The following is an 11,687-nucleotide window of genomic DNA, read 5'->3' as shown; positions in this document are numbered from 1 at the left end:
AAGTCTAAGAATGGTATTATTTATCATTAAATCTTTCTACTGCTGTAAACCCTTAATAGATATCTGGAAGTAGACCGATAAATTTCTTTCTTTGCTTACAATTTTACGAGTGCTTAAAACTTGCCATAAAAAACGAATTATCAACAACAAGAAAAAATGAATATGAATCACACTTCACACTCCTAATAAAAGTCCCTTTGCAATGGGGTTTAGGGCTCAAATGTTTTCTAGCTTAAAATTCGGATTAAAAATAAACATTTTTTTAAAAAAAGTTGAATGAATTTTTTTAATCTTCTTCATTGAGTTCTTCGATTGCCGAGAGATGCTCAATTCTTTTGGCTACTTTCTGAACAAGTGTTTCTAAGCTTTCTATTAATTCTTCATCCTTTGGAATTTCATCCCATTTCTTCGAGGCCACTTCTTTTCTTTCCTTCAGAATTGTTAAGGGTTTCTGGGTTGGAAGCAGAGCGCTGGGCTCCGTAATTTGTTTGGCAGGGCCTTTCTTTTTCAGCGTATTCTCTAAACCAAGTATGATTCGGTCAACTAGGATTTCGAAAAGTGCTTTAGAGCCCTCATTCATTACAGCCCTGATGAAGAGGAAAAACTCACTATTCCCTATTCTTCTCAAGCGCCATTCTTCTGTTCCTGCCTCATGTCTGCTGGAAAACTCGATTTTCAAGTCGGATTTGTTAGGCACACTCTTCAGCATGTTCAAACAGGCATAACTGATGGGAAGATCTGGTTTAGTTTCCTTTTCCCAGCTAGCAGCTATGCCTCCCTCCAAGGAAACCAGATAAACATTCTCAAGAATAATGTTAATCATCCGTCCTTCAGAAAGCCACTTAATCTCCTTATCTATAAAGGATTGAAGCGCTTGAGGTACAACTTTTACATTGATAATGCTCTCTATCTTTTTCTTTGTTTTATCATCAAGCTCAATAGCTGCTTTTAATTCCTTCTCAAAATCCACCTTCCTCTCCAGTAATTTAACCAAATCATCCAATTTCGAATACATAAGCTCCATATTATCCGAAACGTCGTGAATGCATACCCAGAGACCCTTATCCGTGTCCTTAAGCAAAAGCGTGTACCTTCCGAGTTCTATTTCCCGGTAAAGGTGTTCCTTACCAAAAATCTGAGTCAAAAACTTGTTCAAAGACATTAACATGCCCGAAAAAAGAGTAAAATTAATACCCATACCCTCATCATGAACAACGTGACCTATGCCATCTTGCGTAATAATAAGCAAAGCATGTATCAAATATAAAAACCCCACAAATAGTGTTAAATATATAAAAACTCTTAAGGGACAAAAGCTATTTATTCTTAGCGGAAAATACAAATTCCAGCAACGCAGACCGTAGGTGAGGTGACCCAATTGGTAGACAAATACATATTCAAAATACTCCTGCTAGGAAGTGGCGGTGTAGGAAAGACCACCCTAAAAAAGAGGTATACTGAAGGACTCGTTGACCCTATTTATAAAACTACTATTGGTGTGGAATTCGGTTTGATTGATACTAAGCATGCTGAGCAGGAGGTTTCACTGCATTTTTGGGATATTGGAGGCCAGGTTCAGTTTCGTGATATTTCTGGTGCCTTTTATAAGGGGGCTAAGGCTGCGGTTCTGATGTTTGATGTAACTCAGCCTAAAACTCTTAACGATATTAATGAATGGCTGAAAATTATGAAGCAGGAGAATGTTGACGGTATTCCCAAGATAATAGTTGGAAATAAAATTGACATTAGAAAAGTGGATAAAGGGCACATTTCCCGAGAGAAGGCAAAAGAATTCTCTGACAAACTGGGACTAAGATATTTTGAAACCTCAGCCCTTTACGGTAAGGGCACTGATGAACTATTACAGGACTTGGTAAACCTTGTTGCAAAGACCTACCTTACTGTCAGCAAAAAGGTGAATTGAACTCCAAATTATTAGTTTACTTTAAAAATTTTTGAATGGGTTTCTGCTGGTGATGATTTTGGAGATTAACCCTGAACTGGCTTTCAAGAATGTTTTTGCTCAGTGTGGTTCTGGCAGGCCTATTGGGGGAGTGTTGGTTACTAGTTCGGGGAAAATTTTATATCAGGAGAATTTTGATGAATGCGACGAAGTGTTGAATGATTTTATCAGCCTTATTCCTCAGTTGAGGGTGGGTGATTTTCTTTCTACTAGTAACTATCTTATTCTGCGATTGTCAACAGGCATATCGATTGTCCTGAAGTTTGGCAGCGAGCAAAAGGTGGCATTAGCGCAACTCTCACTGGTGGGGCGATTCACTGCCTTTGCGGGCTGGTTTGACTCCTTGGATGAGAAGGATTACTATATCAATTTGTTGAAACTTAAATATCCAGAAGGACGCAAAATTTTTGATCTTCTGGGGCACGATTCTAATACCGCGATTGGAAAAATTCTGGAGATTATTGTTGAAAAAGGAGAAGCTACCAAAGAAGATTTAATTAGGGAGCTGGAATTAGACGAAAAAACTGTAGAGAATGATTTAGAAAAGCTAGTAACCTTTGAAATATTGGAAAAAACTGAGGGCAAACTAAAAATTCACACCAGATTGATTACCATTTCATTGGCGTATCCTAATTCGTTCTAAAATTTTCTATCTTTGGAGAACATTCTGGCTATCTGTTCTATTTATTATTTTAGATTTTTGAGTGGGTTAAGAATCATTAATTATATAAGTTAATTTTGCTCACAAATTCATTAGTTTATGCTAAAAACTGAAATACTAGTTTGTAAATTCGTAGTATAATATTGAGGTGTTGTTATGGATTTTGATCTAACCGAAGAGCAGGAACTAATCCGAAGTACGGTAAGAGAATTTGCGGAAACCGTGCTAGCTCCTCGAGCACGTGAAATGGATGAGAATGCCGAGTTTCCCTGGGAAGAGACAAAGAAAATGGCGGAGCAAGGGTATCTGGGGGCACAGATCCCTAAACAGTATGGGGGCTCAGACCTAGACACCGTAAGTTATGCGATAATGATAGAGGAAATATCCCGGGTGGTTTGTGGAATTGGCTTAACCCTTCAGATCCACAACTCTGCTTGTGCCCAACCAATTGCCCAGTTTGGCAACGAGGAACAGAAAAAAAGGTTCCTTCCAAGATTAGCCAAAGGAGAAATCATAGGTGCCTTCGCCCTCACAGAACCAGGAGCGGGAAGCGACGCCCAAGCATTGAGAACCACCGCAACCCCTGAAGGAGACGAGTACATTTTAAACGGCAGTAAAATATTCATCACAAGTGGACCAGTTGCTGGTTTGTCTCTCGTATTCGCGGTTACCCCTTCGGCAGAGGAAGCCAAAAGGAAGCCAATAAGTGCATTCCTATTGGAAAAAGGAACTCCGGGATATAGTGCCGGGTCAAAAGAGGATAAAATGGGGATGCGCGCCGCGATTAACTCCGAACTAATGTTTGATAATTGCAGAATACCCAAAGCCAACCTTCTGGGAAAAGAAGGGGACGGTTTCAAAATAGCCATGACCATACTAGACTCCGCGAGAATAGGGGCATCAGCCCAAGCCGTGGGACTAGCACAAGCAGCCTTTGAAGAAGCACTAAAATACTCCCAAGAAAGACAACAGTTCAACAGACCCATAGCCAACTTCCAAGCAGTCCAGTTCATGCTAGCCGAAATGGCAACCCAAATAGAAGCAGCCCGACTCCTAACACACCACGCAGCACTCCTTAAAGACAAGGGAGCTCGATTCACCAAAGAAGTTGCTATAGCAAAACTCTACTCATCAAAAATCTGCACAGAAGTGGTGTCCAAAGCGGTCCAGATTCATGGAGGTTACGGCTACATGAAAGATTACCCGGTTGAAAGATACTACCGGGACGCCAAAGTGCTCGAAATATACGAGGGTACTAGTGAAGTTCAGAGAATGGTAATTGCCGGACAATTATTAAAATCTTGAAACCAAAATCAGTAATTTGTACCAAGAGGAAATCGGATGAGGATAGTGATCGATGAGGATAAATGTACGGGCTGCGCTTTTTGCTTATTTGAGTGCCCATTGCCCGAAAAGGGTGTAAAACTGGTCGAGGGAAAAGCCAAGATAAGGGAAGATTGTGACGGATGCGGAAAATGTGTAGCAGTCTGTACAGCGGGAGCCATCTTCATAGAACAAAATAGTTCCTAATCTTCTAAGAAAAAATTAAGAAATATCTATGAGCTTGATTTTGAAATTTAACACTAAACCCGCTAGGGGATGGTTTAAATCCAAAGTTACTTCTTGGTCTGTTACTTTTGCTACTTCTCCCCTTATTATTTCGCCATCATGGGTTGTTATCTTGAGAATCATACCTGGTTCCAGATTTTCCGGTAGTTTCTCTCGAGGTATTTTCTTAATTAAATCCGGGTTGCCGTATCCATAGGCGTCTTTTGGTTCTATTTTTATTTCTATTTCTTCTCCTATCTCCATTCCGATAACTGCCTGTTCTAAACCTTTTATTATGCGTCCAGAACCTACCTCGAATTCCAACGGCTTTTTTCCTTCTGAAGTGTCAAAAACCGTTCCATCATTTAGTGTTCCAATGTACTCGATTTTTACTTTGTCTCCTTTCTTGGCTGGCATTTATTCATGCTCCTTTTAATAGAAGAAACGTTTATTCTTTTTTAAAATTTTTAATCTAAAAAAGTATTCATTATGTTGATTTAAGCGTTTGGTGTACACTTTTATGGTATAACATTGACGGGCCTTGATAAGGGTTTGGCTCATGGTCTAGATTTTTGTCATTATAGAAAATAATAAATAAGTGAATTGGAAAATAAATTTTACTGCCTTTCTTGATATTAAACCAAATTTGATAATTTAATAGATATGATGGTGAGAGAGATTAAAAAATCTGTAAAGGCTGGAGTTTTACTCTTGATGATTGGTTTTACTGTAGTCTTGTTTTCGGCTGCTTTGATGAGTTTTTACTCTTTTGAGGCACGCCCAGTTAGCGGTACCGAGGCTTGGACCAAGGGCGAATGGGTTTTGGTGCCTCCGAAAGGGCAATTTGTTAAAGTTATTGACGCGGACATAGGTGATACGGTTGGGGGCTCATACCAATCTACGGAACGTTTCCACGTATTTCTTTTCGACTATGAGAATTTTCTAAAATTTATTAGTGGTGCTCCTAATTATGTTCCTATCTCCTCCACATTGTGGTCAACAGCGGCTTGTTATTATGGCGCTTCACTTAGTGAGGGTCCCCTCATTGTTGTGTTACATAATCCCACTGATCGGGTTGCCTTATTATACTCCTGTTGCCACTTCTACGATACCGAGTCAATGATTTTTCCTAAGAGTGAGAATTACATACCGCGCTTTTTCCTAGTTGTCGGGGGACTGATTTCAGTCATAGGGTTGATAGTCTTAATCTGGTCAAAAAAATATAAAAGTTATATTTCTCGGTTTCAGTAAATGTCTCCGGGAACTGGTTCCAGCCATGCGGATTTCTCCTGTTGGGTTAGAATCACTTTGTTAATTCTTTCGTAGTAAGATCGCTCAGTGTAGATGAGTTTGAAGGTCTTGTCAGAGACTTTTACCGTGATGGATTGGCCTCCATTGATTTTCTTTCCGTTAACTTCTACCATTTGGCCATCCAGAACAACATAATTGTCGGTAGGCGTATGGGATATAACAAATTTTACCTCTGTACTTATGGGGACTATGAGCGGGAAAAATCTGGTGGTATAAAAATGTGCTACACAGGTAATAGACATTGCTTCCAGTTTTGGATGTATTATGGATCCACCTGCGGATAAATTATAAGCGGTGGAACCTAGAGGGGGCGAGATGATCATTCGGTCACCACGAATAGAGGATATTAGAACGTTATCTAGGAAGAGTTTTCCGTCCAGTATTCTACCGTGTTCCGAGGTAATTACTATATCATTTACTGCGAATCCCATATATTTGCCATCTAGATAAACATCTAGAGTGTGGTGTACTTCTTCTTTGTATTGTCCTTCTAAAATTTTTTCAAGCTCGGGAATGGCTTCTCGGCAGTCGATTTCTGTTAAAAAACCCACGGTTCCCGAATTAACTGGGAAAATTGGGATATTTTTTTCACTCTCTACAACTATTCTAGCTGATTTTAGTACGGTTCCATCTCCCCCATTCGATATAATAAAAAGAGTTTCATCTTGCAGGTCTTCTACACCATCAATAGTATATGTAATAACTCCTTTATGCTCTAAAAATCGTGAAATATTCTCGCTGGATGAAACAGCTATCTGGGAACCCTTCCTAACAACCATCCCGACTTTATCAGCCATCTCAATCATCTAGATTAATTATTACATATTAAATGAGAAAAGTGCCCTTATTTAAATTACTCTTAAATAATAAAAGTTCATCCCACTAATTGCTTTAAAAACCCCCATACGCTTACGCGTTTTAGACAAAGGACGAAAATCTAGTTTTTCATGGTAAACCTACATAAGCTTCGCTTCTTAGACAAAGTATGAAAATCTTTAGTTTTTCATGGGAAATAAAAAAGAAAGCCAAAATGGAACGTTTTAAGTCGACTTTCCTCAGAAGAAGTGTGAACAGTTAAAAAAGAATTAAAGAAAAAATAGAAGGGGAGAAAATAATGTTCTTTAAGCCAAGTTCTCCGCGATTAGCTCCACGATGTCTGCAACTTTAATTTTGGACTTAAGGGCTTCTGCCGCGTCTTGGAGATTTTTAACACAGAAGGGGCAAGCAGTTATTATATAGTCTGCTCCAGTTTCCTCAGCCTCTTTTATCCGGTCTTTAGCTATTTCTACTGCTAATTCTGGAAATCCGCTTTTAACGCCACCACCTGCACCGCAGCACCAGGAGGCGTCCTTTATTCTCTTCATCTCCACCAACTCAACCCCGGGCATCATTTCTAGTATCTCTCTGGGAGCATCATAGATTTCCATGTGTCGACCCAAGTGACAGGGGTCATGGTAGGTCACTTTTACATTTGCCTTTTGTAGCTTCAGCTTGCCCTCCTTCATCAGATCTCGGATGAGTTCCACGGCGTCAATAACCTCGAATGGAAGTTCACCGAAAAGCTCCACATAATCCTTGGCAATAGTTCTAAAACAACCAGCACAATGAATTACAACCTTTTTAGCTTCTGAGGCTTTGAGTGCCTCTAAATTGTGTTTGGCGAGCTCCTCCGCTAAGTCCCATACGCCGGTTCTGAAGAATACCGAGCCACAGCACCATTCATTTGGATGTATTATCGCAAATTCCACACCTGCAGCTTCCAGAATTTTTAGAAAAGCCTGGGCAAGCTCTGGCTGCCTGTAGGGTTCAGTGCACCCCATAAACCAAACCAATTCCGCCTTCTGAGGAATAGTCTTACCTTTTGGAATCCATTTTACACGGTCCTCATGTTTCTCCATGTAGGGATTATGCTCCTTTTTGGCCCACTCTAGAAATTCTTTGTGCCTCGGCATAGGTCCCAGTCCTTCTTCCACCAAGTCCGCCCTCATAGCTTCGAAAAGCTTGGTGTGATCGATAAACCTGCCTATTGGTAATATTATCTCCTCGCACAAGGTTTGATGGCATGTAGAATGGCAGTTCCCGCATGTAGTGCACTGATACATTACCCTTGCTAGGCCTTCGCTGGGCTCAAGCTCTTCTTCCAGTAGTCCCTTGGCAATGCGAATTTTACCTCTGGCATAGAAAGGATCAAATTGTGGCGAGTGTTCTAGAACAGGGCAAACTCCATATCTTCCTACAGCCCATCTGTAGGCTATTCTGCAGTCACCAATACCGGAACAAGCATAAACCATGTCTGATAGTTTTTTAGTATTTTTCATTTTTGCCATAATCTCTCCTCCTAAAGATAGAATTTTCCTGGACTAAGAATCCTGTTTGGATCCAAGGATTGCTTAACCTCTCTCAGAAATGCGTAGTAGGTTCCATTAAAAGCCTCCGTGTCGATTAATCCCTTGCTATACATCTCACCCACCATGTAAGGCATCGCTCCCTCTCTGAGCAACATCTCTATTTGACTCTTCCAAAGCTCCAGATTCTTCTCCCGATATTCTGGTTTATCCCAGGCCAATAATCCGGAGTCCACCTCTACCGTGGTGTGTCCGCAGAGAATAGCGGTGGATATTCCGGTCTGCATTCCACCGTTTGCATCAAGCTCGGCCCTGTGTGCAGCTTCCCACTCGTCAAGTTTCTGACTTATGTATGGGACTCGGTGAATAGCGGCGTGGTGTTCAGTCGTTAACGGTATGGATCCGGGCCCCATTCCACCCCACAGACTGTGCCAGTTTAGCCAGTGTCCTTGTTCTTCATAGTGCCACTTGGCAATGTTTCCATCTTTTAACTCAGGTCCCATTTCTGTACAACCGTGCTCTTTGCATATCTGGTCTACAATTTTTAAGTTTGCCTCAAGTTGTTCTTCTGTTTCGGTCTCCATAGTGTACCAGAACACCGCTTTCTGCAGCCCTACCCAGGGCTTTACTGGCGGTACGTCTAATAACAACTGTAAACCTAGAACCATTATCAGTGGCCACCACTGGGAGTCATAGATTCCAAGGTCTCCTTTCTTTCTCCAAGCTAGCCAGATTTTGGCTGCGTTCTCCGCTGAGGGTTCTTCTATGGTAAAAGTCTTAGCTGCATGGTACTTGGGTCTGGGGAAAATTTCTAGCGTCGCCCTGGTCTTAACCCCTAGCAAACCGTTATCGCCTAGAAATAGGCCTGTTAGGTCTGGGCCGAACCCGTGTCTGCAGAAAGGTTCTTTGGTGTATATACTGGCGTTCGAACCCGTATTTATTATTTGGCCGGTGGGTAGTACGACCTCTAAGGCAACAACGTGTTCAGTGCATGTGCCGTACTTTGCTCCTCCTCCCCCTCCCACACTGTGGTGTGATAGTCCGCCTCCAACAACTGCGGACATTCCACTCCCTGGACCTAGATTTCCCGTGTAGTAGCCTAGCTCGTTGAGCTTGTTGTTAAGCTCTGCCCACGTTATTCCTGCCTCCACGGTAACGGTTAGCGTGTTCTCATCTATATTGATTATTCTGTGCATTCTGGTTGTATCTAGAAGGATGCCTCCTTTTTCTATGGGCTTTGAGCCTCCAGTTAAGCAGCATCCACCACCCCGAGGTACCACTGGTAATTTGAATTCGTTAGCTATGCGCATTATCTCTGCAACTTCCTCTGTGGTTCCTGGTTTCACTACAAAGTCGGGAGGATTTGCGGGTAGGGCACTGTCTATGCCTCTAGCATAGGCGTAGGTCATGAAATCCTCGTCTGAAACATATTCAGAGCCCAAAGCATCTTGCAGTGATTTTAAAACACTAACCATGATATCAACTCCCAATTCTTAGGAACATTAAATTATCTAAGAATTAAACTCCTTATATGCCTTACCAAAAAATAATATTATAGCTCCCTCCAAGATTATTTGATTTTTCCACCCTTTAATAAAGCTTTAGGAAAATTTAATATTTAATTCCTTGATTTGTGTTGTTAAAAGTTTTAAAAATTGGTGGTTTTTTGGATCCAGAGAAATTCGAATATTTCGAGACACTATTTCACCCCAAGTCTATAGCTATTATTGGTGTCAGTGAGGGCTCAATCTTCTATCTATTTGCCCCGATGGTTACTGGTTTCAAGGGGAAAGTTTACGCGGTTAATCCGAACCGCGACAGTATCTTCAACATCAAATGTTATAAAAGCGTCCTAGATATCAATGATGATATTGACTTTGCCACGGTTACCGTTCCAGCGAAGTATACACCAGATGTTATGCGGGAATGTGTGGAAAAAGGAATCAAAACCGTGCACTTCTTTACCTCTGGATATAGTGAGACTGGAACAGAAGAGGGGAAAAAACTAGAGCAGGAACTCTTAAATATTTCAAGAAAAGGGAACACCAAAATAATCGGTCCGAACTGCATGGGAGTTTACTGTCCGGAGAGCGGTTTATCCTTTATGCCCGGTTTCCCAAAGCAGGCGGGACCGGTTGCCTTTATAGCTCAGAGCGGTGCGCTCACCGAACAGGTAGTTTATTCCGGAAGATTGAGAGGCATAGGGTTTAGTAAAGTGGTAAGCTATGGAAACGCCATAGATTTGGACAACCCGGACTTTATAGAGTATCTGGCTGAAGATCCAAAAACCAGAATCATATCCACTTATATTGAAGGGACCAAGAATGGGAGAAGACTACTTGAGACTCTAAAAGAAGCGGTGAAGAAAAAACCGGTGATAGTATGGAAGGGAGGGCAAACCGAGAGAGGAGCGGTCGCGGTTTCCTCGCATACTGGTTCTTTGGCTGGTTCTGGTAATATTTGGAGGGCGGCTTTGAATCAGATAGGAGCCCTTAGTATCAGAGATCTTGAAGAGCTTATTGACACCTTTCTGGTTTTTTTAAACAATCCGTATCCCCGAGGAAGAAGAGGTTTAATAGTTTCTTTCAGCGGTGGAGAGAGTGTCTCTGAGACCGACAAGGCTGTTGAAATGGGGCTAGAGATACCTCTTTTATCAAAAGAGACTAAAGAAAAGATCGAGCAGATGGTACCTGCTGCGGGGATTAGTGCCAGAAATCCCCTAGATATACCTTCCGCGTTTTTCAGATTTGCCAACATAGCAGAAGTGGTTAAACTTGCCGCTGCTGAGGATAACATCGATTTTGTGATTTTTGAAATGCTTGATCGCTTCAGATCTGTCGGTAAGCGTTTTAGAGGTTTTCAATGGTATGTCGATCTACGCAAATCCATACGGGACGCGGCAAACTATATAAAGAATGAACTGGGAAAGCCCTTTGTAATAACTATGCTTCCCGCTTTCAGTGAACACGAAGCTATATTTTTAAGAAAATTCTATGGAGCCAGAGGAATATCTGTTGTGCCCACTATGACTAGAGCCGCTAGGGCAATAAAGAGAATGATTGATTACCAAGAATTTTTAAATAGACAGAAATCACAATAACATTTTAAGTATTAGAATAAGTTTGTTGGGCTGATTTAGAACTCTGTTTTTTCAATTACCTCTGAAGGTGTTAGAACAGGTGTGCTCATATACTCCTTGAAATCTTCAGGGTTCCAAGTAACTAAAGCGTTAGAGTAAATCTCTGCATGAGCAGCCACTAGGAAGTCTGGTAGAATTCTTTCTCTTTCTTCTTTCCTGCGGAGTAAATGCTTGAAAAACATTTGCCCCGCAGTCTTTGCGACCTCAAGCGAGCCACTGAGGTGTACCAACATATTGTTTGCAGCAATAAACTTCTGAATCCTGACTTCTTCTTCCTGAGGATTCTCACTAAGGAATATTCCAGTATACAGTTCAGCATAAACAATTTCGGAGAACACTAAACTCAGTCTCTTCTCTCTAACCCACCGAAAAAATCTGAGTGTTTCACTAGAAAATTCATCACCTTTAAGATGGCTAACTATTACGCTTGTATCAAGTGCCAGTCTCAATCTCTATTTCCTCTTTCTGTTTTGCCTCTAAGCCAATGCACCACTTCGACTGAGTTTTTCATTCTTCCAAAGACTGAATGATCACCCCAAACTCCGGCGGTTTCTGCCATAACTTTTTCCCAATCTCCACTAATCTTCTCTATAACAATTTTTCCGTCTTTATACTGAACATCTACCACATCTCCAATGGCTAATCCTAGTTTCTCCCTTATCTCTTGGGGTTCACAACAGTAGAAAGATTTAATGATAAATAATACCATTCTTGGACTTT

The 11,687-nt window shown here is 41.2% G+C and carries 13 protein-coding genes; 6 read left to right on the top strand and 7 right to left on the bottom strand.

All coding sequences use genetic code 11. The features are described 5' to 3' along the window. Positions 1 to 286: 286 nt before the first annotated feature. Positions 287 to 1,261, bottom strand: a complete 975-nt coding sequence (locus tag ACUVXA_RS09415; RefSeq protein ID WP_445871001.1) for a hypothetical protein — start codon at positions 1,259 to 1,261, stop codon at positions 287 to 289. A 117-nt stretch (positions 1,262 to 1,378) separates the two neighbouring features. Between ACUVXA_RS09415 and ACUVXA_RS09410 the strand changes: the two genes are divergently transcribed. The 4 genes from ACUVXA_RS09410 to ACUVXA_RS09395 all read left to right on the top strand — a co-directional run bounded on the left by ACUVXA_RS09410 (position 1,379) and on the right by ACUVXA_RS09395 (position 4,154). Continuing rightward, positions 1,379 to 1,924 (top strand): Rab family GTPase, encoded by a 546-nt coding sequence (locus ACUVXA_RS09410; protein WP_445871000.1) that lies wholly within the window; start codon positions 1,379 to 1,381, stop codon positions 1,922 to 1,924. A 58-nt stretch (positions 1,925 to 1,982) separates the two neighbouring features. After that, positions 1,983 to 2,606, top strand: coding sequence for a hypothetical protein (locus tag ACUVXA_RS09405; protein ID WP_445870999.1), 624 nt, complete (start codon positions 1,983 to 1,985; stop codon positions 2,604 to 2,606). A 174-nt stretch (positions 2,607 to 2,780) separates the two neighbouring features. After that, entirely contained in the window at positions 2,781 to 3,929 is a 1,149-nt protein-coding gene (locus ACUVXA_RS09400; protein ID WP_445870998.1) for an acyl-CoA dehydrogenase, read from the top strand. Between the two features lie 36 nt (positions 3,930 to 3,965). Continuing rightward, complete coding sequence (locus ACUVXA_RS09395) at positions 3,966 to 4,154, top strand: indolepyruvate ferredoxin oxidoreductase subunit alpha (protein WP_445870997.1); 189 nt, start codon at positions 3,966 to 3,968, stop codon at positions 4,152 to 4,154. Positions 4,155 to 4,169: 15 nt separating this feature from the next. Here ACUVXA_RS09395 and ACUVXA_RS09390 read toward each other — a convergent pair whose 3' ends face one another. Continuing rightward, positions 4,170 to 4,589 (bottom strand): FKBP-type peptidyl-prolyl cis-trans isomerase, encoded by a 420-nt coding sequence (locus ACUVXA_RS09390; RefSeq protein WP_445870996.1) that lies wholly within the window; start codon positions 4,587 to 4,589, stop codon positions 4,170 to 4,172. A 294-nt stretch (positions 4,590 to 4,883) separates the two neighbouring features. Here ACUVXA_RS09390 and ACUVXA_RS09385 point away from each other — a divergent pair, with 294 nt between their 5' ends. Then, a complete protein-coding gene (locus ACUVXA_RS09385) occupies positions 4,884 to 5,423 on the top strand; it encodes a hypothetical protein (RefSeq protein ID WP_445870995.1) in 540 nt (179 codons plus the stop codon). Here ACUVXA_RS09385 and ACUVXA_RS09380 read toward each other — a convergent pair. From ACUVXA_RS09380 to ACUVXA_RS09370, 3 genes are all read right to left on the bottom strand, one after another. After that, a complete protein-coding gene (locus tag ACUVXA_RS09380; RefSeq protein ID WP_445870994.1) occupies positions 5,417 to 6,280 on the bottom strand; it encodes an NAD(+)/NADH kinase in 864 nt (287 codons plus the stop codon). The two genes, ACUVXA_RS09385 and ACUVXA_RS09380, sit on opposite strands and share 7 nt — an antisense overlap. Before the next feature lie 324 nt (positions 6,281 to 6,604). Continuing rightward, on the bottom strand, positions 6,605 to 7,810 hold the full coding sequence (locus ACUVXA_RS09375) for a (Fe-S)-binding protein (protein WP_445870993.1): 1,206 nt from the start codon (positions 7,808 to 7,810) through the stop codon (positions 6,605 to 6,607). Between the two features lie 11 nt (positions 7,811 to 7,821). Next, complete coding sequence (locus tag ACUVXA_RS09370; protein WP_445870992.1) at positions 7,822 to 9,303, bottom strand: FAD-binding oxidoreductase; 1,482 nt, start codon at positions 9,301 to 9,303, stop codon at positions 7,822 to 7,824. A gap of 191 nt (positions 9,304 to 9,494) precedes the next feature. On the opposite strand from ACUVXA_RS09370, the gene ACUVXA_RS09365 reads away from it, so the two are divergent. Then, the gene (locus ACUVXA_RS09365; RefSeq protein ID WP_445870991.1) at positions 9,495 to 10,928 is read left to right on the top strand and encodes an acetate--CoA ligase family protein; all 1,434 of its coding nucleotides are present in this window, start codon (positions 9,495 to 9,497) and stop codon (positions 10,926 to 10,928) included. Between the two features lie 35 nt (positions 10,929 to 10,963). On the opposite strand, the gene ACUVXA_RS09360 is transcribed toward ACUVXA_RS09365, so the two are convergent. Together ACUVXA_RS09360 and ACUVXA_RS09355 are read right to left on the bottom strand one after the other, a co-directional pair. Further along, a complete protein-coding gene (locus tag ACUVXA_RS09360) occupies positions 10,964 to 11,416 on the bottom strand; it encodes a type II toxin-antitoxin system VapC family toxin (protein WP_445870990.1) in 453 nt (150 codons plus the stop codon). Beyond that, positions 11,413 to 11,687 (bottom strand): AbrB/MazE/SpoVT family DNA-binding domain-containing protein (locus tag ACUVXA_RS09355; RefSeq protein ID WP_445870989.1); only part of this gene is annotated, 275 nt, incomplete at its 5' end. The genes ACUVXA_RS09355 and ACUVXA_RS09360, both read right to left, overlap by 4 nt.

The sequence above is a fragment of the Candidatus Jordarchaeum sp. genome, assembly GCF_052745115.1.
Note: the sequence above shows the minus strand (reverse complement) of the source record. Positions and strands in the feature narration are given on the sequence as shown.